The following is a 24,710-nucleotide window of genomic DNA, read 5'->3' as shown; positions in this document are numbered from 1 at the left end:
CCTCCCCGGCGGAAACGGACACCGCAGCGTCGCCTCCAGACCTCACCCGAGGCCGGTGGGGGACGGTCCCGTCCGGACACCGGCCCTGGCGTCGCCACGGCATGTCGTGGCGCATGCGGCGGCCGGGGCGGTCCCGGTCTTGGATCGGGACCGCCCCGGCCTCGACATCGTGGAGCGGCGCGTCGAGCCACTGGGCAGAACCGGGCTGCGGCGGACCGGTCGGCGTACGGCCCACCGCATCCGGACCGTTCCCTCGGTCTCGGTCCGGGGAGGCTCGAGAACAGTTCTCAGTCCGTATGTCCATCCAGGCTCGGGGCGGCGTCGGCCCCCTGCCAGTCCTTGCTGGTGGGGGATATCCCAGCGAAGCGCCTGTCGAGCAGCCGATCGGGAAGGATCCGGGACAGGATGTCCGCGCTTCGGGCATCGGGGCCGACCCGATAGCGGGTCCGGGGAGCGGGATCGGTCAGGGCCCGGGCCACCGCGGCGGCGAACTGCTGAGGAGTCGTGGCACTGTTCGCGGCCGCGTCCGCGTTCGCCTTGAGGAAGGAGGAGAAGGAACTCCGGTAGACCGCCGCAACCGCCGGTGGAGCCGAGCTCAGGGCCTCGTCGGCGAGGGAGGATATCTTGTCCCAGATGGGTGTCATGATCGCCCCGGGCTGTACCACCGATACCCGCACGCCGCTGTCGGCCAGCTCCCGCCTCAACGCATCGCTCAGAGCCTCCTTCGCGAACTGGGCCGCCGAGTAGGCCCCAAGGTAGGGAACCGCCACCCGGCCCAGACCGGAGGTGATGTTGACGATGCGCCCACGCGACCGCCGCAAGTGCGGAAGGTGGGCGCGGATCATCGCAAGCTGTCCCACGACGTTGGTCTCCAATTGGCGCCGCAGGGTTGCGCTGTCGACACACTCCAGCGGGGCGGACACTGCGATCCCCGCGTTGTTGACCAAGCCCCGCAGTCCCGGGTATTGGGATCGGACGAGCTCGGCGGACGCCGCGACGGACTCCTCATCGGTCACGTCGACGAGCGTGTACTCCAACCTCCTGTGTGAGGATCGCGCGACCAGCTTCTCCCCGTCTTCGACCCGGCGCACACCGGCGAGAACCTCGAACCCTCGCTGTTCCAGATCCAGGACGCATTCCTGTCCGAGTCCCGATGAGGCGCCTGTGACCAGCACCGGTCCCCCTGACGTGTCCGTGGCGTCCCCGCCCCTCGGGTTCCACCATGCTCTCCTGCTCAACGGTGCTCCTCTCCATAACCTACGTGGATGGTGCCTTCCAGCCCGGGGCCCGGGAAAGTGAGGGCGGGTTCGAGACGGCCGACCAGCCCCGCGTGCGACATGTACCGGAAGTAGGCGTCCCGAAGCCGACGCCGGACGGGTCCCTCGGACTGCTCGAAATCGCTGATGGCACGTGTGGCCTCCACGATGCCGCGAGTGCGTTCCCGGCGGGCGTCCTCATAGGCCCGCAGCGCGAGTGGGCCGTTCGGCTGCGCTCTCAGGTGGTGGGCGAGGACGACCGCGTCCTCGATGGCCATGGCCGACCCCTGTCCCAGACTGGTGAGCATGGGATGGGCCGCGTCGCCGAGCAGGGTGACCGGGCCCGTCCCCCATTCCTCCAGGAAGGGACGGTCACGGGAGGTCACCGCCAGGAGGTTCTCCTCCGGCGTCACCCTGATGGCGCTACGAACCTCGTCGGGCCACGCGGCGTACGCGTCCAAGACCTCGGCCTTGCCGCCGCTCCAGGCAGCGGACCGTTTTGCGGGCATGTTCTTCGTAGCCCACCAGTACAGCCGCCCATGGCCGATGTCGACCAGTCCGAACCGCATTCCGTCGCCCCAGAAATGGATCACCGAGCCAGGGGCGAAGCGGGGATGGGAGTACTCGGTGATACCCAGCCAGACGATGTAACCACTGTCGTGGGCCGGCTCGCCGGGGCCGGCGATCTGTCGCCGAACAGCCGAGTTGAAGCCGTCCGCGCCGATCAACAGGTCGGCCTCCTCGTCACCGTCCGCGAAGTGGACGCGGACGCGGTCGCCGTCCACCGTGAAGCCCTTCGCCTCTCTTGCCAGCGTGGTGGGGATCCCGGCGGCCTCTTCCTGGAGAGCGGTGAACAGGTCGGGGCGTCCGATACAGACGCAGGGCACTCCCAACCGCTCGACGATCTCCGGAAAGGGGAACTCCCTGATGAGACGTCCCGTACTCGATTTCACCAGATAGCGGTCAAGGGTGCTGCCGCGCTTGTCCAGCCCTAGGTCGATACCGAGCGAGTCCAGGGCGGCGATGGCGTTGCTCATCACCGACAGTCCGAAACCCTGCGCCCTGATCCGCGGTGCTCGCTCGTATATCCGCACGTCCACACCGATCCGGCGCAGGGCGATGGCCGCGGTGAGGCCCCCGATACCGGCCCCGACGACGATGGCTCTTCTCGTGGTGGCCATGCCCTTCACTCCTTCTCCCCACCGGTTCGTCCAACGGCCTCCAGCACCGCGGCCACGACATCCGACACGTACGGCTCCTCCATGATGGTGAGGTGGTCTCCCTCGACCTCGACCACCGAGAGGCGGCCCGAGGTGCGCTCTCGCCACCCGTTGACGGTGTCGGCGTGCATGCTGCCGATCGCCGTGTGCATCGACATCAGCACGTCCGGAAGCGGTTGCCGGGCGAGCACCAGGACCATGTCCTGGTCGACGACCTCGGGCCAGTACTCGAACGCCGAGCGCCAGTTCGCCTCGTAGAGGCGGAAGAGACGGCGCACGATGATGTCCGTACTGCCCGGGGGCAGGACGCCTTCGGCCACGGCCAGGCGGGTGATGTACTCGAACTTCTCATCGAGGGTCCGAGCCGAGTCGGGGATGACCGCCTCGGGGGAGTCACCCCCGCGTTCCAGCCAGAGCAGCTCCCAGAAGAACCACGCGATGAGGGCGTCGTCGTCGACCCAGCCGCTACGGTCGTCTCCCAGGGCGGTGGTGTCCAGCACCACGAGAGAGCCGACCTCTTGGCCTGCCGCGCGGAGCTGGCGGGCCATCTCGAAGGCCACGAAGCCGCCGAAGGACCAGCCCCCGATGTGGTAGGGGCCTTCGGGCTGCACCCGTCGCATGGCCTCGATGTAGCGGCGAGCGATCTCCTCCATACCGCGCACCGGTTCCGTTCCCGCGTCCGCGCCGAAGGCTTGGAACGCGTAGAGCGGCTGGTCGTCAGGCAGGTGCTTGGCGAACTGCACGTAGCACAGCACGTTGCCTCCCATCGGGTGAACGTAGAACAGCGGTGCAGCGTCTCCGTCCCCGCGAATCGGCACCAACGGGTCGAAGTCGCCCTCGCCCCGTCCCTCACCCGCCTGGACCGATGGCAGCTCACGCGCCAGTTCGGCGATGGTGGGCGCCGCGACGAGCCGGGACAGTGGCATCGGCGCGCCGAAGCGTTGCTCGATGAGGACCGCCAAGCGCATCGCCGTGATCGAACTGGCACCTGCGTCGAACAGATTCTCGTGGACTCCGATATCCCGACGGCCGAGCAGCTCGGCCAGCATCACGGCGAGAACGCGCTCCTCGGCTGTGCGCGGCGGAGTAACGGGACCACGCGCAAACGTTGTGAGTGGGCGACGGACGAGCGCCGCGTCATCGCGCTTGCCGCTGGGTGTCATCGGCATCTCGGAGATCCACTCGAAGTGAGCGGGGACCATGTACTCGGGCAGGATCGACCTGAGCCGTCGCCTGAGTCCCTCGATGTCGGGCTCCTCATCCCCGGAGACCAGGTAGGTGGCGAGGAACGTCTCGCCCGAGTCCCGGCCGCGGGCCACAACCGCGACCTCGGCCACGTCGGTGCCGATCCGGGCCGCCACCTCGGCGATGGCGATCTCGATCTCCGCCGGCTCCACCCGGTACCCGCGTACCTTCACCTGGCGGTCTGAGCGGCCCAGGCACACGACCTCTCCGCCGGGCATCACCATGCCGACGTCGCCGGTGCGGTAGAGGCGTTCGCCCTCCCTGACCGGGTCGGCGACGAACCGCTCCCCGGTCAGGTCCGGCCGTCCCACGTACCCCGAGGCAAGGCAGACTCCGCCGAGGTATATCTCGCCCTTACCGCCGACGGGGGAAGGACGCCCTTCGGAGTCGAGGACCACCACCCGGGCACCGTTGATCGGACGGCCGATGGGCGGCAGGGCCGGAAAGAGGCCGGGGTCGCCCGTCAGCGTATGCGCCGTGACGACATGGCTTTCCGTCGGACCGTATTGGTTCTCCAGGATCGCGTCGTTCCCCAGGGAGCGGCAGAGGTCACGGATCTCCTCGGTGATCCTCAGCTGTTCTCCCGAGGAGATGATCACCTTGAGCGTGCGAGGCGCGGCGTTCAGGGCCGTCGCGGCTTCCGCGAACCGCTGCAGGGCGACGTAAGGCATGTGAACACGCTCGACGCCCACCTCCTCGATCCTGTTGAGCAGACGGGGCATGTCACGACGCAGCTCCTCGGAGATCACCACCAGGGTGCCACCGCCGCACAGGGTGGTGTACAGCTCCTGAAAGAAGACGTCGAAACTGAGCGGGGCGTACTGCAGCGTGCGTCCCCCGACAGCCCCGCTGGGCACGCTGTTCTGCCAGGCGACGAGGTTGGCCAAAGAGCGGTGCGGCATGGACACGCCCTTGGGCTCGCCGGTGGAACCCGAGGTGAACAACAAGTAGGCCTCGTCCCCCGGGGACACGTCCAACGGCAGAGCGAGGGTACCCCGCCGCTGGGACGCGGTCCCGTCGAAAAGCGACTCGGCTGGAAGCACCACACTCCCGTCATCGATCAGGTGTTCATGCTCCTCCCCGACGATCACGCGCTCAGGGGAGCCCTGCTCGACCATGGCCCGGATCCTTTCTGCCGGATAGGAGACGTCCAGCGGCACAGCCGAGCAGCCGGCGCGCGCAACCCCGAGCAGAACGGCGATGGCATGGGGTCCGCGCTCCATTGCGATACCGACCCGGTCTCCAGGGCTCACCCCCACCGAGAGCAGGGTGCGTGCGATGCGCTCGGAGAGGTCGGCGAGTTCCGCGTAGGCCCACGAACCACCGTCGAAGACCACGGCCGTGGCCCGGGGCGTGGCCCTCGCCCTCTCCTCGAAGACACGCACCACACTCATGGGCTCGGCCGACCGCGACGGTGGGGATGAGAGCTCCGGTGCGAGGAACGACAGATCGACGCTCTTCAGCGGTGTGCTCACGATCCGACGCAGGATGGCGGTGTAGGTCACCGCGAAGAGGTCGGCCTGGTCCGCTGTGAAACTCTGGCCGGCGAAGTCCATCCGTAGTCGGACGCGGCCGTCCACGGGGTCGGTCATGGCGTTGACCAGCAGGGAGAAGTTGGTCTCCTCCCAAGCGGTGAAACCACGGTCTTGCACCCCGGAGGTTCGGAAGACCGCGCTCAGCTGACGGAAATGGATGTAGTTGAAGGCCGTGTCCACCAGGGTGTTCCCGCCGAGGTCCTGCTGGATCACCTCCAGCGGCACCCGGCGGTGGGGGTAGGCCTCGCGTTCGGCCTCTGCGGTATGGAGCACCGCTTCCAACCAGGTCCTCCGCCCGGGAGCGAACCGCAGGGGGAGCGTGTTGAGGAAGAGCCCGCAAACGTGTTCCCCGTCCTCGACATCCGGACGCCCATGGGAGACCAGCCCGGTGCAGAGGTCGTCCTGGCCGGCCATCGCCGACAGGGTGAGCGCATGCGCCGTGAAGAGCACGGACTTGACCGGGATACGGTGCTCCGCGACCAGCGCGCCGAGCGCGTCGGTGAGGTTCTCCGGAAGCGTCACCTCCCGTACGATCAGCGCCTCGTCTCCGACGGGCTCGTGGGCCCGGAAGCCCTCCAGGCTCGGTGGAGCCGCTCCACTGAGTCGCTCCCGCCAGAAGGCGCGGCTCTCCTCGGAGGCGATTGCCGCGCGCTCGTCCGCCGCGTGCAGGGCCGGACTCGGCGGGATCGTGTCGTCGACCGGTTCGATGTCCAGCCCACAGGCGTGCAGGTGGTCCCGGAGCAGCTCGCTCACGAGGTTGGCGACGCTGCCGCCGTCGAGAAGTGCGTGGTGGAACGAGAGCACCAGTTCGACCGTCTCGTCCCTGACGAAGACGTGGAAGAGGTACAGGGGCGGCTGGTCGAACGCGTAGTCGTGCAGGCGTCGTTCATGCATGTGCGCGAGAACGCGCTCCTCGGCGTCCTTCCCAGGGGCACCTCTCAGGTCCGTGATCTCCAGACCGCCGGAGGGCATCTCATGGTCGATGATCTGGAGTGGCTCGGAATAGGTGGTGAGGTCGAAGGACGATCGCAGGACACAGTGGCGGACGCCCAAGCGGGCGAAGGCCGTGCGGAAGTGCCGCTCGTCCCACGGCATCTCAATGCTGTACCGGAAGACGTCCTTGTAGACAGCCGACTCCCGACTCCTCCGACTGTGGAACAGCAGACCGAGCTGCAATCGGGTGAGAGGGAAGGCGTCGGCGCGCCCTTCCAGCCGAGCCCGGTCGATGTGGGAGACGAGCGCGAAGGGCTCCTGTTCCTCTCTGTCGTGGGTGGAGACGCCGCCGCGTCGGTCGATCACCTCCGCCAGCCCGCGGACCGTGGGGGAGCGCACCAGGTCGGAGAGGTCGAATCCGATACCGGCACGTTCGGCGAGGGCACGGATCCTGAGCATGGTGATGGAGTCCCCGCCCAGTGCGTAGTAGTCATCCTCCACCCCCACTCGCTCCAGGCCGAGGACCTCACCGATCACCGCCGCGAGCGCGACCTCAGTGGGTGTTCTGGCCGATTCTCCTCCGGAGGGGGCGGTGGTCGGCCGGGGCAGCGCCCGCCGGTCGGCCTTGCCGTTGGGGGTGAGGGGAATCCGGTCGAGCCGGACGTAGTGGGCCGGGATCATATAGTCCGGCAGGGAACCGCCCAGCCGGGCAGAGATCTCGGCCGGGGCCAGCTCGGTGTCGGCCACGTAGTAGGCCGCCAGAGAGGTTCCCCGCCCGGGCGGGGTGTGGTCGATGACCACTGCGTCACGCACTTCGTCCAGGGCGACCAGAGCGTTCTGGACCTCCCCGAGCTCAACGCGGTTGCCGCGGATCTTCACCTGGTCGTCGATGCGGCCGAGGTACTCGATGTTCCCGTCGGACAGCAGCCGGGCCAGGTCTCCGGTGCGGTAGAGTCGGCCTCCCGGGGAATAGGGGTCCTTGACGAACTTCTCCTCTGTGAGCTGGGGTCGGCCGAGGTAACCGCGGGCCACCTGTACTCCGCCGATGCACAGCTCCCCGGGGACACCGACGGGCTGGAGTCCGCCGTGTGCCCCGAACACGTACAGGCTGGTGTTCTGCACCGGACTGCCGATGGGCACCCGGTCCAGCGGCCCGGCGTCGGCTGGGGGGCAGTCGTAGCGGGTGACATCGACCGCGGCTTCGGTGGGGCCGTACAGATTGACCAGGAGCGGACCGTCTCCCCTTCGTTGCGCTTCGGCGAAGACGCCGTTGAACCGGTTGACGCGGTCGGCCGGCAGTGCCTCGCCACTACAGAAGACCCAACGCAGGCCCTCCGCCCTCGCAGCGGCCTCAGGGTCGTTCTCCAACAGATCCAGGAACGGGCCGAGCATGGAGGGGACGAAGTGGAGGGCGGTCACGCCACGGCCGCTCACAGCGTCGAGGATACGTCTGGGGTCCTTCTCCCCTCCGGGCGGCAGCAGGGACAACCCCGCGCCCTCGACAGCCCACCAGAAAAGTTCCCACACCGACACATCGAAGCTGGTGGGCGTCTTTTGAAGAAGGGTGTCGCCTCTTCCGATCGGATAATGGCGCTGCATCCAAGCGAGCCGGTTGACCACCGAGTGGTGCTCGACCATCACACCCTTGGGACGTCCGGTGGATCCGGAGGTGTAGATGACGTAGGCGATGTCGGTGGACTCCGTTGTGGGCTCTAGCGGCCGGTCGGAGCCGTGGTACATGTCGGCGACGCGGTGGGCCGGACTGTCCTCGGGAATGCGTTCGGGATCGGTTCCTTCACCGAGGAGTACGGCTACGGGGGCACAGTCCTCCAGGAGCAGGCTGATCCGAGCCTCGGGATAACCCGGGTCGACAGGCACGTAGGCGCCCCCGGCCTTGAGGACACCGAGAAGTCCGGGCAACAGGTCGGGGCCACGCTCAGCCATGATCGCCACCCGAGTCCCGGGGCCCACGCCTTGCTCGCGCAGGTGCCGGGCGACCTGATTGGATCGCCGGTCCAGTTCGGCGAAGGTGAGCGTGGTCCCGGTGGCGATGTCGTGGACAGCCGTACGGTCGGGAGTACGCGCCGTCTGTTCCTGGAAGAGGCCGTGGAGCGTCTTCTCGCACGGGTAGCGGACGTGCTCTCCCTGCCGACTGCGCAGCAGATCCTCGTACTCCTCGGCGGTCAGCATGGACAGCGCCGAAGTGGGAAGCTCGGCCAGCTCCAGGCCCTTGACGACGAGTTCGGCGATGTGCCCGGCGAACGCCTCCGCCGTGAGCTCGCCGTCGAAGACGTCGCGTGCGTAGTCGAGGTCGACGCGTAGGTCGTCCTCGTCCTCGAAGGCGTGGACCATGACCGACAGGGCGTTGTCCTCGTGGACGGGGGCCATGACGGTGGTCGTCCGCTCGATTCCGTTCCCGAGCACCGAATGCGGGTAGCGCATGTAGGAGAGGGTCACGTCGAAAGGCCGGCGCGCGCCGGCAGAGGTCGGCGGCATCTCCTTCACGATCTCACCGAGCGGAAGCCGCTCGTGGTCGCGCATCTTCCTGAGACGCCGACGAGTGTGGTCCGCGGCCTCCAGGAGCGACTGGCCCTCGTCCAGTTCCAGGCGGAGCGGCAGGTTGTTGGCGAACTGGCCGACGACCTCGCGTTCGGTATCGGTTCTCCGGTTGAGGAAAGGAACGCCCAACACCACGTCGGAGGTGCGCAGCACTCGGCCGAGCCAGATCCCTACAACGGTGGCCAGGTAGGCGAACGGCGAACTGCCCGCCTCCAGGATCCGTTGCACGGTCTTGCCGTCGATGACGAAGGAGTGCCGTCCACGCCGTGTTCGGCCCGTACCGCCACGGGGGAATAAGGCGGGGGTGAAACCCGCGAGGTTGTCCCGGTGGAACCTGCGGTCGCTCTCATAAGAGGACGACCGCAGGTAGTCCCGGGATCGGGCCACCTCGCCGGCGAACGACGGCGGTCCGGGTTCGGGGACCGATCCGCCTTCGAGACGCCGTTGGTAGTCGGCCAGGATCCTCGCGGAGAGCCGGTTGAGAGCCCACGCGTCAGCGACGATATGGTGCGCCTTCACGTGCGCGTGGACGGTCGATGCACTCTCGACGAGCAGGACCGCGCGGAGGAGAGGACCACCGCGTAGGTCCAAAGGCCGGTACAGGTCCCGCTCCTGCCATGCTCGTACCGCCTCTGCTGGGTCGTCTTCCGCGGAGAGATCCACGATCTCCACCGTGTCACCCGGGTCCCCGGGGGCCTCCACTCTGAGGAACGGGACCCCGCCCTCCTCGTGAAACCTCATGCGAAACGCATCGCATTCGCGCAGTGCGTGCTCCATGGACGCTTTCAACAGCGCGAAGTCGATCCCGCCGGCCAACCGCTCGTGCAGGACCACGTTGAACTGGGGGCCGCCGGGGGTGCGTTCCTCTGAGGCCCAGATGTCCTCCTGGTACATGGTAGGCCGAACCTTGTCGAACGGGCGTTCAGGAAAGTCATGCTGTGTACGAAAGCGGTTCACCGAGCATCCCACCTGGTTTCGGATGTTTTTCCTGGCTCTTCGGCCTCTCCCTGGGAGCGCCCTTCTGATTCAGCGCCGGCAAGACCTTGAAAAGAAGTTAGGGGCAGCTCCACCGGCCTTACCACTGCGCAATCAAGTAGGCACCCGAAAGACTCGGACAAGTTCACTGGCCAGCGAACACACCACCACCAACCCATGAGGATTTCAGGTTTTTTCTCATGTTCACTATTGACCAGCGCAAATCACAGGAGCACCCCGCCGACCATTGGCCCCACCTGAATGCATGCATGAAGAAAGGAACCGAATATCCAATGTGACACAGATCACATTACGCCACCCCGCCCCATGCTGCACAATAAAAGAAGTGGGACGTTCGTACAGGTTTCATGCCCGAGACACTGAAGTCACCACTCGGACTCCAACAGGGAATTTCCTACTCGACCAGGCCACGGGCACCGACGCCACAAGACTGCGCGAACAGGACCTCGTCATACCTGAAAAGGAGATAGAAAATGCTGGCTTCCATCGAACTTTCGAAAGCCAGGGATATTTCTTCCAGGGAAGAGAATCCCTGTGGCGATCCCCTCACGACAACAAAGGAACATCCTGTGCCCGTCGCCAGAGGAGAGGAATTGGAAGACATTCTCTGTGTGCTTCGGGATACACGCGCCTCCGGCCTGGCCGTCCAGATCTCCATCGAGGGTCCGCCGGGCTCGGGGCGCGGCGTGTTCGCGGCCGAGTGCCTGCGAGCGGCTCGTGAGCTCGGCCTTCGGACCCAAGGACCGGTGCGCTGCCCCGGCCGGGAGCATCGTCTTCCCTCCCCGGCAGGCCTGTGCCCAATCTGCCGGGGCGGCGGACCGTGGACGCGCGTCAGCGTTGACACTGCTCTCGACCTTGCTCTCCACACCTCCCCTGACGTGGGGTTATGCCCCGCTTCGGGGCGAGTATGGCTGCGAGCCTCCTCCGAGGGAGCGGCGTCGTCTCGCGCCCACCCCGGGGAGCGGGTCCACCGAGTCCTCCTGAGGCCTCTTCCTCACGCGGCCGTTCTGCGAGCGGCCGAGGAGATCATCGGGGCGCCGCCGGGCGAGTCCCTGTCCGCGTGCCTGGCACGGGCCGGCGGCCACCCCACCCTGGTCCGGGAACTCTTGCTCGGCCTACAGGAGGAGAGTTCGTTCATGCACCGGGAAGGAGCAGTCGATATCCGCGTTGACTACCTTCCGAGGCGAGTACATGTCTGGGTGGACGACGTCCTTCGTTCAGTACGGATCCCGGTTGACAAGTTCCTTGTCACGTGCGCATCGATGGGCGATGAGTTCGAATCCCTAGAACCGGTCCAAAGAACGATGGAGATCACCAGGAGCCAGGCTGAGGAAATGAGTCGTGCCTCAGCCGAACTCGGGTTCCTCCAGATAGACGGCTCTTTTCGATTCCAAAGTCCGATGGTGCACGAGATCTTCTGGTCGAAGATACCAAGACGCTTCCCGTCACTCATCCGTCTCGCTTCCCTGTCTATCCCCTCCCTCGACACGTATGTCTCCAGCGAAACCAAATCCGACCTCACCGCGCAGGAAAAACGTCTGATCCTGTTGGCTTCGGAAGGTTTCACGAACCGGCAAATAGCACGTCGCTTGAAAATCTCCCAGCACACCGTTAACTATCACCTCAAGAAGCTTTTCAAAAAATACGGCGTGAACTCGCGTGTCCGATTGGTCCGCACCGCACTCAAGGACACCATGATCGTCCGTATGAATGAAGGTTCTCGTTGATGGCGATACCGATACACGGCACCGGATGTCTTCGATCTGCTGGAGGAAATGTGCACCGCCCACTCAGCCCTCTGGAACGCTGGTATTGGATCGCCGACCGCCTTTCCCCGCTCAACGTCGTCGGCAGGATGACCGTCAAAGGACACCTGGATCGGACCGCTGTGCGGACCGCCCTTGGCCTTCTCCAACAGCGCCATGCGGCATTGAGGACCGCCATCGCCGAGGACACGGAGAGCGGACCGGCGTTCATCCGGTCCAGTCACCCGATCCCGCTGACCCACCGGGAGGAGTCACCCGAGCGACTTGCCTCGAGTGCCCGGTGGGCCGATGACGCCGACCACCGTCATCTGGCAGAAGGCGTCGACTCGCGTACCGGTCCACTCGCCCGCGCAGAGGCCGTCAGTGCGATCGATGGCGGCGGCCGAGAAATCCACGAACTCGTCCTCGTCCTCCATCACGCCATCGCCGACGGAACGACGGCGATCTCGCTCGTTCGCCAATGGGCCGAATACGCCGCGACGATCGGTTCTGCGAATCAAGCCGACGAGTCGCAGGTGACCGAGGAGCACACCCTCCCCCCAGCCACAGAGGACCTCTTCCCCCACGATCATCGCTCCGGCCGAGGCGACACGGCCACCGCGGAGAAACGCCGGCGCGACGCCGAGGAGGTCTCCCGATCGGCACCGGTGCGGGTCCCGCGCCAGAAAAAGGTCCCCTTCGGGGAACGCAGGACGCGTCTGGTGCACCGGCGACTGGACACCGCGACCACCCGCGCCCTCGTCTCGGCCTGCCGAGCGCACGGCGTCACCGTGCACGGCGCCCTCGCCGCAGGGTTGGTGGAGGCCGTGCACCAGGACGCGGGTACCCCCCCGGGCACGAGATTCGCGATCGGCTCGCCGGTCGACTTCCGCGCGGAACTCGATCCCCCCGTCGGCACGGAGAGGGCCGGGACGTTCGTCGCGACCCTTCCCACCATCGTCGAGGGCGGGGCCGACTTGTGGGACACGGCCCGGGCCGTCAATACCGACCTCGCCCGGCGACGGGCCCGCGGCGAACACTTCTCCATGATCAACGACCTCGCCTCACGTGTCGGTCTCGATATCGGGCAGAGCATCGGGCTCATCGAGTACATGGATCACGAAGGACCCATCAACCTCTGCCTCACCAACGTCGGTGTCATACCGCTGCCCGAGTGGATCGGCTCTCTGCGCGTCATCGATGCCGACTTCGCCGCCGGCATCTCTGTGACGGGTGTGCTGGTCGCCGCCGCCACGACCGTCCACGGCCGCCTGAGCTGGAACCTCACCTATGTCGACGGTCTGGTCTCCCGAGATCGCGCAGACCGTTTGGCCTCCGCGTCGCTGGACCGCTTGGTCGAACTGCTCCATTGAGCCACAGCTCCTCCGACGTACCGCAGGGTCCTCATGACCGCTCCGACGCCACGACGCCGGATCCACCGCATGCCGAACAGGAAGTGGGAAATGACGAACAAGCACGAGACGGCCGACCAGATCCGTGAGAGGGCCGTCAGGGACGGGGCCGAACAGGTGATCCGCGACTATTTGGTGAGGCTCCACACGCTGGAACCCCGTATCAACGCGATCGCGAGCCTGCGTGAGGAGGCGGCTCTGGAGGACGCACGCCGGATCGACACCGATCCCGATCTTCGGAAAGGGCCCCTTGCGGGCGTTCCCGTCCTTGTCAAGGACGTCCACGAAGTCGCGGGCCTGACGATGTCCAACGGCTCTCGTGCCTTCGCCTCCTACACCCCTGACTTCGACAGCGAGGCCGTCAGCAGGCTGAAGCGTGCGGGGGCCGTCATCCTCGGCAGCACGGTGATGCCCGAGTTCGGATTACGGGCCACCACCGACAACCTGCTCCACGGTGCCACCCGCAACCCGTGGAAGCCCGAGTTCGGCCCGGCCGGCTCCAGCGGCGGAGCGGCCGCCGCCGTTGCCGCGGGACTGGCTCCACTGGCACTGACCGGGGACGGGGCGGGATCCGGACGTGTCCCCGCTGCTGCCTGCGGCATCGTCGGGCTCAAGCCCACCCGCGGGCGCATCCCCTGGGGACCCGGCACCCATGAGCACTGGGCCGGTCTGGCGATCAGCAGTCCGATGGCGCGCACCGTACGCGACACCGCGCGCCTGCTCGACGTCGTGTCCGGCCCGATGACCGGTGATCCCTACGGTCTACCTGCAACGCCACCGAACCACTTCCTAGAAGCGTGCGACCGCCGGTCGGGGCCGCTGCGCGTCGCCTGGACGCTGACGCCCCCGCACGGCCAAGTCGACGAAGGGATCGCCGCCGCAGTCCAGAGCACCTTGGAGGTCTTCGATGATCTGCCGCACTCCCTTGTCGAGGACTCCCCCGACCTCACAGGGATGAGGGATCCGCTACTGACTATCATGGCGGGCAACGTGGGAGCTCTGGTACAGCTGGTCGGGCCCACCGGACTGGGCGCCGTGGAGGCCCCGTCCCTCGAGATCGCCCGTCAGGGAGAGCGGATGACGGCGTCGGACTACGTCGCCGCGGTCAACGCCTGCCGTGCCCTGGCCGCCCGGGTCCTAGAGTTCTGGAAGGAGCACGACGTGTTGGTCACCCCCACGTCGACCCGCCCTCCGCTCCGCGTCGGGGAGGCTCCCAAAGGGGATTCCTTCGTCGAGCGGTGGTCCTTCTACGCGGACGTCTTCGCATTCGGTTATCCCTTCAACATGACCGGCCAGCCCGCCATCACCGTTCCCTGCGGATTCGACGGAAACGGGATCCCGGTGGGCCTGCAGCTCGTGGGCCGCCCGGGCGCAGAAGACGTGCTGCTGGACCTGGCCGCGCAGATCGAGGAACTGCGTCCGCTGGAGCGGGTACCGGAGCAGGTTCTCTCAGATCGAGCGTAGAAAGCGCACCGAACCTCCCCGGGAGCAGGGAGGATACACGGCACCCCGTTCAACGGGGTGTCTGCGGCCCGCCACCGGACGGTGGCGGGCCCGTCCTCGCCTAGAGCTCCTGGTGCGGCAGCAGGATCTGCTCGATCCGCTCCAAGACGTCGCGCGTCCGCAGCCTCTCCGATCCGATCACCGCACGTAACCGGAGCCCTTCGATCTCATCGGTGGCCCGCATCACGGCCAAGGGCTCCTCCGTCATATCCCGCACCGTACGGGCCAGAAGCCTCGGCCAACCGAGGTCCGGTTCCACCAGGTGCATACCCCGAGCAGCCAGCAGCGCCAGTTCGTACTCCACCAGGACGCGACGCCTGCTCGCGCCCGATGCGTCCGCGATCACCGCCGCCAACATCTCCAGACGGTCCGCCACCCCCGCCGTGACCTCACTGACCCTGGCTTCGAACTGGGCCGCCGTATAGCGCGACAGGGAGTCCAAGAGCACGGCCCGGTCGGAGAAGTGGTACCCCACCAGGGAGGGGGCGGCACTGCTCTCCCTGGCGACGGAACGCAGCCCGACCTCGGCCACCCCCGAGTTCTCCGCCACCCTCAGGGCCGCCGAGAGCAGGGCCGCCCTGCGCTTGACCCCCCGAGAGCACCGACCATCCTCCCGGTTCACGGAGTCTCTCGTCATGACCGCCTCCCATGGCCTTTTCCCGGGTCGGGACCGGGAAAAGAGTCCGGTCCCTCATCTCGCAGAGTCGTCGACGGGGTCTGACCGGATCCCGTCTTTCCCCACCGTTTCGTCTCCGGATTCTTCGGCCTCCGCCACACCGATGTGCCGAAGCATCATCGCGGTCGTCACGGCCAAGGCGAGGATGACCACGGCACCTGTCCACCCCGCGATGTTCAGGCCCGCGATGAACGCCTCCTTCGCCTGGTCCAACACCCGCTCGGGAATCTCTCCGGCGACGGAGGAAGCCCCGGACAGGCTGTTCTCCACGATCCGCGCCGTGTCGTCCGGAAGGTCGGTGAGCGCCTCCTCCCGCATCCTGCCGGTGTAGACGGCGGCGGACAGACTTCCCACCACGGCGATGCCGACCGCCAAGCCGAGTTCCTGCACGGTCTCCGACATCGCCGAGGCCGAACCGGCCTTCTCCTGCGGCGCGGCCCCCACCACCAGGTCGGTACCCAGCGCCGCGATCGCGCCGAGCCCCAGATAGACCAAGGAGAAGGCGGTGATCACCAGGAACAGCCCGCCGGACATCCCCACCAGGCCCATCAGCACATAGCCCACGGACGACAACGCCAGCACCCCCGCCACCACGTATCCGGGGCGGATCCACCGGGTCAGGACCGGCGCCAGAATCGAGGAGAGCATCATCATCAACGCGGGCGGACCGAACCACAGGCCGGCGACCAGAGGCGAGAGCTGTTCGATCAGCTGCAGGTACTGCGTGGTCAAGAACATGGTCCCGCCGACACCCACCAGACCGATGAGCATCATCCCCAGGGCGACGCTGAAAGCGCGGTTTGCGAACAGGGTCACATCGAGCAGAGGGCTGTCGAGGACGAGCTGGCGCCGCACGAAAACGACAAGGAAGACCACACCGACCGCTGTGGCGGCGAACACACCGGCGCCCGGTCCCGTCTTGGCGAACTCCTTGAGCGCGTAAACGACCGGCAGGATGGCAGCCAGCGACAGGAACACGCTCGGCAAGTCGAAACGGCCGCTCTGTGGGGCGCGGTACTCGGGCAGCAGCAACGGCGCCAGAACGAGCATGACACCGATCATCGGGACCGCGAGCAGGAACGCCGCACCCCACCAGAAGTGCTGCAGCAACACGCCGCCGACCAGTGGACCGGCCGCCATACCGCCGGCGAAGAACGTGGCCCACAGACCGATGGCGAGCGCACGCTGCCGTGCGTCGTGGAACATGTTGCTGATCAGCGCCAGCGTGGAGGGCATCAGCGTTGCTCCGGCCACACCCAACGCGGCTCGGGAGGCGATCAGCACCTCGGGTGTGGGCGCGTAGGCGGCCGCGAGCGAGGCGACGACGAAGGCGACACCGCCGATCATCAAAAGCCGCCGTCGCCCGATCCGGTCCCCGAGCGTTCCCATGGTGATGAGGAAGCCGGCGATCAGGAAGCCGTAGGCGTCCACGATCCACAGCTCCTGGGTGGCACTGGGCCGCAGGTCCGCGGCCAGTGAGGGTAGGGCCAGGTGCAGCACGGTGAGGTCCAGCCCCAGGAGGACGGTCGGCAGGGCGAGGACGGCCAGGCCCGCCCACTCCGCCGGGCCTGCCCTGCCATTGCTCGGGCGAGTCATGTCACGACTCCTTTCATCATCGGAACGGCTCCAGCTTTGGACAGAGCACGCACGCCGCACGCACGCCGCACGCACGAGAGCCGGGGCGCTGACTTGTATGCTGGGGACATGCGTTTTGGGGTGCTCGGCTCGCTCACCGTGTGGGACTCCAACGGAAGCCAGGTCCCGATCACCGAAACGAAGGTCCGGGCGATCCTGGCCAATCTGTTGGTGCACCACGGCCACCCCGTATCCGCCGACCAGCTCATCGAGGACCTGTGGGAGGGGCACCCACCCGGTCGGCCCCTGAACACCCTGCAGACCAAGATCTCCCAGCTCCGCAGAGCCCTAGGGGCCGAACGTGTCCTCCGTTCCTCGGCCGGCTACCGGATCCGTCTCGACGACGGCGAACTCGACGCGGCCCGGTTCCGCCGGGACGTCGAGGCGGCCAGCCGGACCGAAGACCCCGACACCCGCGGTCGCCTGCTCGCGGGGGCGTTGGGGCTGTGGCGAGGACCGGCCTTCTCCGACTTCGCCGACGCGGCTTTTGTCCGCGCCGAGGCCGTACGACTGGAGGAGTTGAGGGTCGAGGCGACGGAACGCCTGGCCGAGGCGCGTATCGCGACCGGTGAGGGGGCCGAGGCAGTCGCCGGACTACGAGAAGTGGTCGAGGAGCACCCGCTACGGGAACGGCTGCACGGCCTGTACATGCTGGCCCTGTTCCGGGCCGGCAGGCAGGGGGACGCCCTGCGGACCTTCCATGACCTGCGTACCAGGCTCCGCGATCAGCTGGGAGTCGAGCCCGATCCGGCGATCAGCGGACTGTACACTTCGATCCTGCGCCAGGAGCCGGAGTCGGCCGTGCTTCCCCACGTTGCGGCCCGTCCAAGGAACAACCTGCCCAGCCCTCCGACCACGCTCATCGGCCGCGAGTCCGAGAGCTCGCACGTCCGCGAGGTGCTCTCCGCGCCCCGCGGCGACCGCCTGGTGACCCTGACCGGCCCGGGGGGCGTGGGCAAGACCCGCCTGGCGATCGCCGTCGCGCGGTCGCTGGCCGAGGACTTCCCCGACGGCGCGTGGATCGTGGAGCTGGCGGGGATGGACCGCGGTGTGACGGCCTCTGACCTCGCCGAGCGGGTCATTGCAGCGCTGGGCCTTTGTGAGGGGGTCGCGGACTCTGCGTTCGACCTGTTGGAATGGCTCTGCGGAGCCCTGGAGGGCCGGCGAACCCTCCTCGTCCTGGACAACTGCGAGCACGTGGTGGCGCAGGTCGCCGACCTGGTGACAGAGCTACTGACCGTTGACGGGGTCCGCATCGTGGTGACCACCCAGGAGGCGCTCAACGTCCCCGGAGAGACCGTCTTCCCACTGGCGCCGCTCACACTCCCCGAGCAGGACCACGACCCGGAAGGGATGATCGCCTCCTCCAGTGCGGTACGGCTCTTCGTCGAGCGGGCTCAGGCCGCCTCTCCCGGCTTCGCGCTGACCGTGGAGAACGCCCCCGCCGTCGCTGCCATCTGCCGCCGTCTGGACGGTGTACCCCTGGCAGTCGAACTGGTCACGGCCCGGATACGCGCCCTCACGACCAAGCAGATCGCCGCGGGCCTGGACGACCGCTTCGCCCTGCCGACAGGGCCGGAACGCGGTCGCCCGGTCCGCCAGCAGACCCTGCGGTCGATGATCGACTGGAGCTGGCACCTGTTGAGCGCCAGGGAACGCAGGGTTCTGCGTCGTCTGGCGGTCAACAGGGACGGGTGCACACTCGAAGGGGCCCGAGCCGTCTGCGCCGACGCGCACGACCTGATCGATGTGCTCGACGTGCTGTCCCGCTTGGTCGACCGTTCGCTCGTGGTACGCAAGGGCGAGCGGTACAGGCTGTTGGAGTCTGTCGCGGCGTACTGCGTCGAGCGGCTGGCGGAGGCCGAGGAGCTGGAAGGGACCCGCCGCAGGTTCATCGCCTTCCACGTCCAGGAGGCCGAGCGCAGGGATCCGCTCCTGCGGGGCGCCCGGCAGCGCGAGGCCCTGGCATGGCTCGACACCGAGACGGTCAACCTGCGCCACGCGCTGGAATTGGCGATCCGTGGGAAGGACGCCGATTCGGCGCTGCGACTGGTCAACGCCTTGGCGTGGTACTGGCGGCTGCGCAACCGAGGGGCCGAGGCGCGGCGCTCGTTCGAAGCCGCGTTGCGGCTCCCCGGCGGCTCATCGCCTGTACGGTGCGTTGCCGAGAGCTGGCTCGCGGCCTTCGAGGGGCGCCCGCAGCACAAGGACGGCGTCACGGAGGACGCGGCGCTTCGACTGCTCTGGTCCGCGGGAGCGGTTCTCTACCACGGCGGTGACCGGGAGGCCGGACGTGCCCTCGTCGAGGAGGCCCTGGCCCGGGCGAGGGAGGTCGGCGACCGCTGGGTGGAGGCCGCGGCCCTGATGGAGCGCGCAGGGCACCGCCTCGACGATGGGGACGTGTCCACCGCCCGCACCGATGCCCGTCACAGCGCCGACATCTTCCGGCACCTGACGGATCGTTGGGGGGTGCTGCGTGCGAACGCGACGCTGGCACGGGCGGCGGAGACCGACCTCGACCACCTCGGTGTCACCGACCTCCTGGAAGAGGATTTGTTGGTCGCCGAGGAGTTGGGCCTGTGGATCGATGTCGTCGAGACCCTGTTCCGCCTCGGTCGCCTCGCAGCCGCACGTGGCGAGCGCTCCCGCGCACGCCACTTCCACGAGCGGGCGCGCCGGGTCGCCGACGAACGCTCCTACACCTCCGGTGTGGTGGAGGCCGACACCTGGCTGGCCCGGGCGGAACACGTTCCGGTGGAGGGGCGGGCCGACCGGCGACCCGCCTCCCTCACCGGCGAGGGCTCCGGCACCGGCCGGCCCTGAGGGCCGCGGATGTCGGTGGCGTCCATCTGAGACGGCACGGACGCAGGACCCTCGACAGCGGTGTCGACGTCTACACGGTGTCCTGCCACCACACTCCGAAAACGGCGGAAACGGAGCCCGGTCCGGCCGTTTCGGATGCCCAGGGCCGACAGCCGAGACCGTCCCGCGGTCGGGCCCACGCCGAACGGCGTGGAGGGTGGGGCCCGGCCCCACCCTCCACGCGCCCGGTTCCGCGCCGTGTCAGTCCGAGGGCGGACCGTCCACAGGCTGAAGGGCCGCGGTCTGCGCCCTCGACTCCGGAGTGGAGTCCCAGATCGGATGAGTGGCGAAGGCGATCCAGGTCTTCTCCCGGCCGGCCCGGAAGGTCACGGGGATGCTCGCCTTCACCCAGACCAGCTCACCAGGACCAGCGGTGGTGCTACCGGACTCGGAATCGACCGTGAACTCCCCCGATTGCACGACGATGACCTCGTCATAGCTCGGGGTCCACGTCATGGCGGACTGGGGCAGGAAGCAGGCGAAGCCCCCGCCCATCGACGTCGAGTTCTTCTCGTGCAGCACGTTGCCGATGTAGACCCCGGCGTCACCGAACCGGATCCACGTCGCGTCGTCAGGGGTGAATTTGCTGATGGACATCATTGCCTCGTTCCTTGGGGGGAGGGGTTACGGGCCGCTCAGACCATCGGTGAGATCCTCTCATCCACGCCGAGCAGCGCCTTGCCATAGATCTCTTTTCCGATGGACGGTTGGACCACGGCGTGCCGGGCGGCCACGTGGGCGTCACGCCACACACGCTGGAGCGGATCGGTTTCGGCGAAGCCCCCCGAGCCGTGAACGTACATGAGACCGTCGATCGCCGCCGTCGTGTTCTCGACGACGTGACCGAGGTCCGCGCGGACCTGTGCCCGAGTGAGGAGGTCCGGATAACCCCCTTGAGAGGCGGCCCGGTCGACGGCTTCGGCCACGCGGTAGGCGTGCAAGTGGGCGGTGTCGATCTGCAGAGCGGCCTCGGCCACGGCGATCTGGTACGCCACCGAATCGGTCTGCTTCTCGAAGAAGGTGAAGGCGATGGCCTTGTCTTGGGCCCTGCTGGTGACCGTCTCCAACGCGGCCCGGCCGAGGCCGAGCAGCGGCCCGACGATCACCGTCGAGACGAAAGGCGCGAAGGCCGATCGGTACAGGGATGTCTCCCCCTCCTCGACCTTGTGTGTGCCGGCGAACAAGGGTGGGACCGAGAGAACACGGTGGTCCGGCACGAAGACGTCCTCCGCCACGAGAGTGTTGCTGCCCGTCGCGCGCAGGCCCGCGGTGAACCACGTGTCCTCGATCGTGTAGTCAGAGGCGGGTATCAGGACCAGACCCTGGTCGATCACCTCACCCTCGACGTCAGTGAGCGGGACGCCCAACACCGCCCAATCGGCGTGCCAGGACCCGGAGTTGTAGTTCCAGCGCCCGGTCACGACGAAACCGCCATCGACGCGGCGCGTCTTCGAGGTCGGGGCGACGACGCCCGAGACTATCGGGCTGTCGCCGGAACCGAACACCTCGTCCCGGGCCCGCTCGGGGAACAGGCTCGCCATCCACGTGCAGGAGTTGCACACCGCCGCCAGCCACCCGCTCGCACCGTCACCCTCCGAGAGCGTCGAGGTCACGTCGAGGAAGGTCCGCAGAGAGGTCTCGTACCCTCCGTAACGCCGTGGGAGGAGAAGCTTGAACATGCCCTCCTCATTGAGCGCCTTGGCTGCCTCGTCCGTGAGCCTACGGTCCCGCTCCCCCTGGGCCGCGTTGGCCCGGAGAACCGGGATCAGGGCTCGGGCCCGGTCCACCGGGGTGGCGGAAGGAGCAGGAGTCGGCTGTTCGGTGTCCATATATGCCCCAATCGATGACGAGCGCCTCAGCGGCGCGTGAAGGCCGAGATGTGGTCGGTGAGGACACGCGGCATGCGGGCGTACTCGGAGTGGGTTCCGAATTCCCGGTTGCCGTAGACCAGCGGGGCGGCGCCGGTGCTGCCTGCATGCACCACCAACCCCATGAGCAGGACGTGGTCGCCGCCGGGGACCGCGCGTTCGAGTTCGCACACGGCCCATCCCGCGACGCCGTTCAGGCGCGGGAGCCCGTGGTCGGAGTGCCACGGGGTGCGGAGGAAGCGCTCCTCCCGTCTTCCGACGAATACCCGGGCGACCTCCGCGTCCCCGGCTCCCAGAACATTGACTCCGAAGCGGCGCGTCCTCAGAATCCATTCGAGAAGCCGGGATTCACGGCCCAGCGCCGTGGTGACCATCGGTGGCCGAAGTGAGAGAGAACTGAAAGAGCTGACGGTCGAGCCGTGAGGTATTCCTTTGTCCATCGCCGTCACCACCGTGACAGGGGCGCAGACACCGGCCATCAGATCTCGAAACGCGTCTTCGGTCAGCATGGGCGCTCCCTGAGTCGTCCTGGGAACCACGGGCGGGATCTGCCTCGCCCCGGTCGGTGATCTGCGGTACGGCGCCGTGGCCGCTGGACTGCGACTGTGGCCCCGTCCGTCGGATCGTCTTGGTTTCCGAACGTAATCGGCCGGTGCGGTCCGGGGCCAGAGAAGCCTCTCGTCACTACTCGAACACGCAGCGGCCGACCGACCGTGGGAGAGCCGTGCTCGCGACCCAGAACCGCCATGGGCGCGGCCACGGGCACGGTGGTCGGGCCGCTGCACCGCCGCCACCGCGCCGAGGAGTTCAGGAAGTCCTCGAACAAGCTCGACCGCGAGGTGTCCGAAGGTCTGGAGGTGCACCTGATCTGCGACAACCACGCCACCCACAAAACCCCCGCGATCAAGCGGTGGCTGCTGACCCACCCCAGGTTCCACATACACTCCACTCCGACCAGTGCTTCCTGGTTGAACCTGGGTCGAGCGGTGGTTCGCCGAGCTGACCTCCAAGCGGCTGCGGCGCGGGGTGCACAAGTCGGTGCAGGCTCTGGAGAAGGACATCCGTTCCTGATTCAGACGTGGAACGAGGACCCCCGGCCGTTCGTGTGGCGCAAGACGGCCGAGGAGATCCTCGGCTCCCTCGCCCCGTACTGCCGACGAATTAAAGACTCAGGACACTAGGGGTCTGGAAGGAGATCCTTGAGGAACCCCTCGAACTCGTCTGCGCTCGGCTTCTGGTCGGTCAGCAGGCTGTGCAGGAGCAGCCCGTCGATCGCTCCTGCGACGACGCGGGCCCGAACAGGGTCGTCGGTGTAGCGATGGGCGAAAGCCCTGACCGCCGCCAGCCATCCGTCGGTGGCCTCGCGCAAGTGCGGACGGCGAGCGGCAAGGAGGAAGAGTTCGTACTCGGCCAGGAGTCGGCCTGGCTCCTTGACCACTTCGGAGAGAAGGACGGCGAGGTCACGCCGACGATCGCCTCCGGAGGAGAGACAGCGCATTCGCTGGGAATCCTCCTCCATGACGCTGGTCAGGGCTGCGGTGAGCAGGTCACCCAGGCTGGAGAAGTAGTACGTGGTGGCCGAGGTCGGCAATCCTGCTTCCTGGGAGACGATCCGGTGGCTGACCCCCGCCACACCGTCTCGCTCGATCACGCGAAGGGTCGCCTCGATGAGTGCGTGCCGACGGCGTAGACCCTTGAGCCTGCGCCCGTCCGTGATGGGTTCGTTCAGTACTCCTCCTCAGGTCGAGTGGGCCCCTGCACGCGTACGGCCGCGTGTGCGGGGATGGGAGTGCCGCGGTCTAGTCCTGCATCACGCTGGAGCCTCACTCCACGGGCCGCTCCACCTCCGGAGACATCTTCACACATTCGAGCCATTTGAAAGCGCCGCCTCCTTCTTGCCGAAACCTTCGACAAAGCAGGGTTTTCTCTGCCCGCAGGGGACCGCCCCGAAAAATGGTGTGGAGGACACCCGCAGTGGGCTCCGGGCTCCGTCGAAGGAACCCATCACTCGCGCGGCATCGGGAGCACGGGATACGGGAAACTCTGGCGGACGGCCTCGGGCCTGAGGGGCGCCCCGAACACGCACGGCGCGGAAGGGGCCATCGTAATTCCGACGCCCCCTGATGCCGTGTTCCACAGGAGTGCGAGCCGCGATCCCCTCTTGCGTTCTTTTCCCTCGGCCCCTCACAGGCGAAAAGCGAGGATCATGAAAACCCTTGTGTCCGGATCTGAACAGCCTTCTCCCCTCGACCCTGCCTAGTTGTACTGACCACCGCCCCTCCGCCAGGCACTTCTCGATGAACGCGCCGACGCACGTCGACCACCCTCCGCGGTCCGCGACGACGGACGGTCCCCCGAACGCCGGCCCAAGGGCCGGCACACTCGGGAACGCCGGATCGTGTACAGGAGGCCAAGAAGCCCTTTCCAGGGCGTGGGAGATTCCTGGAGGGCGCGCATCCCGCCCACCCTCTCCCACGGCCGCGCGGGTCCCGGCAGGATCACCGGATACCGCGCGGACGCGGGTCCGAGCCGGTCATGACGGTGTGGGGACAGGGGAACGGCCCATCTTCCGGGCGGTGAGCGCGAGCCCGGTGATGAGCGCGATCTCGCCCAGGTTCCCGACCGCCAGCGGCGCGTCGGGCACGGCCGAGGCCGCGAGCATGAGCGCCGCCCCCAGCAGCATCCATCCGGTGCGCGCCCGTACGAGCAGGGCCGCTCCGACCACGAGCAGCACCACGATGGTCACCACCGACGGGATCGGTGCGACCGACTCGGCGGCCGTGTAGCGCAGCGCGTCGCCCTCGCGCTCGGGCACCAGGGTGAGGCCGACGAGGTCGGCCACGACACCGTAGACGATCAGCGCGGCCGTGAGCAGCCAGAACCCGGCCTGGACCATGCGGCGACGCGCCCAGGTCAGGCCGAGGTCACGGGCCGCCCCGAGCGCGAAGACGATCAGGAGCGGGGTGGCCAGGGCGTGCACGACGAAGCGCGGCAGGCTCAACGCGAGCAGCGGTTCGCCTGGGCCCAGGGTGGACCCCAGAGCCACGACCCCGTTGTCGTAGACGAGCCCGGCGGCCACGGCCACCACCGGCCAGATGAAGGCGGAGCGTCGGACCAGGGCCAGACGCACGAGCCAGACGGTCAGACACAGGTGCAGCAGGCTGAACACGGCGAAGACGAGGGAGACCATCGGCACCTTCCAGTGCGTCGACCGAAGGGCGCCCCGTCAGACGCCCCTGCCTTCGCAGCTGCCCCGCCCGGCACT

14 protein-coding genes and 1 pseudogene are annotated in these 24,710 nt (G+C 67.7%); 5 read left to right on the top strand and 10 right to left on the bottom strand.

The genetic code is table 11. From position 1 onward, the window contains the following. Nucleotides 1-287: 287 nt before the first annotated feature. The 3 genes from PFX91_RS08230 to PFX91_RS08220 are packed head-to-tail and all read right to left on the bottom strand — an operon-like array spanning nt 288 to nt 9,642. Nucleotides 288-1,175 carry an SDR family oxidoreductase gene (locus PFX91_RS08230; RefSeq protein ID WP_285730613.1) on the bottom strand — a complete coding sequence of 296 codons (888 nt, stop codon included), beginning with the start codon at nt 1,173-1,175 and terminating at the stop codon, nt 288-290. A 59-nt stretch (nt 1,176-1,234) separates the two neighbouring features. Then, nucleotides 1,235-2,437 carry an FAD-dependent monooxygenase gene (locus PFX91_RS08225; RefSeq protein ID WP_285730612.1) on the bottom strand — a complete coding sequence of 401 codons (1,203 nt, stop codon included), beginning with the start codon at nt 2,435-2,437 and terminating at the stop codon, nt 1,235-1,237. 5 nt (nt 2,438-2,442) lie between these two features. Next, nucleotides 2,443-9,642 (bottom strand): non-ribosomal peptide synthetase, encoded by a 7,200-nt coding sequence (locus PFX91_RS08220; RefSeq protein WP_285730611.1) that lies wholly within the window; start codon nt 9,640-9,642, stop codon nt 2,443-2,445. A gap of 1,364 nt (nt 9,643-11,006) precedes the next feature. On the opposite strand from PFX91_RS08220, the gene PFX91_RS08215 reads away from it, so the two are divergent. The 3 genes from PFX91_RS08215 to PFX91_RS08205 all read left to right on the top strand — a co-directional run bounded on the left by PFX91_RS08215 (nt 11,007) and on the right by PFX91_RS08205 (nt 14,365). Continuing rightward, a complete protein-coding gene (locus PFX91_RS08215) occupies nt 11,007-11,471 on the top strand; it encodes a helix-turn-helix transcriptional regulator (RefSeq protein ID WP_285730610.1) in 465 nt (154 codons plus the stop codon). A 50-nt stretch (nt 11,472-11,521) separates the two neighbouring features. Then, entirely contained in the window at nt 11,522-12,862 is a 1,341-nt protein-coding gene (locus PFX91_RS08210) for a phthiocerol/phthiodiolone dimycocerosyl transferase family protein (RefSeq protein WP_285730609.1), read from the top strand. A gap of 90 nt (nt 12,863-12,952) precedes the next feature. Then, nucleotides 12,953-14,365, top strand: a complete 1,413-nt coding sequence (locus tag PFX91_RS08205) for an amidase (protein WP_285730608.1) — start codon at nt 12,953-12,955, stop codon at nt 14,363-14,365. Nucleotides 14,366-14,465: 100 nt separating this feature from the next. Here the strand turns inward: PFX91_RS08205 and PFX91_RS08200 are convergent, their stop codons facing one another. Continuing rightward, the gene (locus tag PFX91_RS08200; RefSeq protein ID WP_285730607.1) at nt 14,466-15,041 is read right to left on the bottom strand and encodes a TetR/AcrR family transcriptional regulator; all 576 of its coding nucleotides are present in this window, start codon (nt 15,039-15,041) and stop codon (nt 14,466-14,468) included. A gap of 54 nt (nt 15,042-15,095) precedes the next feature. After that, nucleotides 15,096-16,676, bottom strand: a complete 1,581-nt coding sequence (locus PFX91_RS08195) for an MFS transporter (RefSeq protein ID WP_285730605.1) — start codon at nt 16,674-16,676, stop codon at nt 15,096-15,098. Between the two features lie 108 nt (nt 16,677-16,784). Between PFX91_RS08195 and PFX91_RS08190 the strand changes: the two genes are divergently transcribed. Further along, nucleotides 16,785-19,538, top strand: a complete 2,754-nt coding sequence (locus tag PFX91_RS08190) for an AfsR/SARP family transcriptional regulator (RefSeq protein WP_285730604.1) — start codon at nt 16,785-16,787, stop codon at nt 19,536-19,538. A gap of 240 nt (nt 19,539-19,778) precedes the next feature. On the opposite strand, the gene PFX91_RS08185 is transcribed toward PFX91_RS08190, so the two are convergent. Genes PFX91_RS08185 through PFX91_RS08175 form a run of 3 tightly spaced genes read right to left on the bottom strand, consistent with a single transcriptional unit; the run spans nt 19,779 to nt 21,924 of the window. Next, entirely contained in the window at nt 19,779-20,177 is a 399-nt protein-coding gene (locus tag PFX91_RS08185) for a EutQ-related cupin domain-containing protein (protein ID WP_285730602.1), read from the bottom strand. Between the two features lie 35 nt (nt 20,178-20,212). Then, complete coding sequence (locus tag PFX91_RS08180) at nt 20,213-21,406, bottom strand: acyl-CoA dehydrogenase family protein (RefSeq protein WP_285730600.1); 1,194 nt, start codon at nt 21,404-21,406, stop codon at nt 20,213-20,215. A 26-nt stretch (nt 21,407-21,432) separates the two neighbouring features. Next, nucleotides 21,433-21,924: a flavin reductase family protein gene (locus PFX91_RS08175; protein ID WP_285730789.1), complete on the bottom strand. Its 492-nt coding sequence runs from the start codon at nt 21,922-21,924 to the stop codon at nt 21,433-21,435. Nucleotides 21,925-22,203: 279 nt separating this feature from the next. Between PFX91_RS08175 and PFX91_RS08170 the strand changes: the two are divergent. Beyond that, nucleotides 22,204-22,626: pseudogene (locus PFX91_RS08170) on the top strand (transposase); the annotation flags it as partial. Here PFX91_RS08170 and PFX91_RS08165 read toward each other — a convergent pair. Both PFX91_RS08165 and PFX91_RS08160 read right to left on the bottom strand, forming a co-directional pair. Then, nucleotides 22,623-23,096, bottom strand: coding sequence for a TetR/AcrR family transcriptional regulator (locus tag PFX91_RS08165; RefSeq protein ID WP_285730599.1), 474 nt, complete (start codon nt 23,094-23,096; stop codon nt 22,623-22,625). The pseudogene PFX91_RS08170 and the gene PFX91_RS08165 overlap by 4 nt on opposite strands. Nucleotides 23,097-23,978: 882 nt before the next feature. After that, the gene (locus tag PFX91_RS08160; RefSeq protein ID WP_285730598.1) at nt 23,979-24,635 is read right to left on the bottom strand and encodes a hypothetical protein; all 657 of its coding nucleotides are present in this window, start codon (nt 24,633-24,635) and stop codon (nt 23,979-23,981) included. Nucleotides 24,636-24,710 lie beyond the last annotated feature (75 nt).

It is taken from the genome of Nocardiopsis sp. ATB16-24, assembly GCF_030271535.1.
In the GTDB taxonomy this organism is placed as follows: domain Bacteria; phylum Actinomycetota; class Actinomycetes; order Streptosporangiales; family Streptosporangiaceae; genus Nocardiopsis.
The sequence above is the reverse complement of the archived record's forward strand: the minus strand, read 5'-3'. Positions and strand labels throughout refer to the sequence as shown.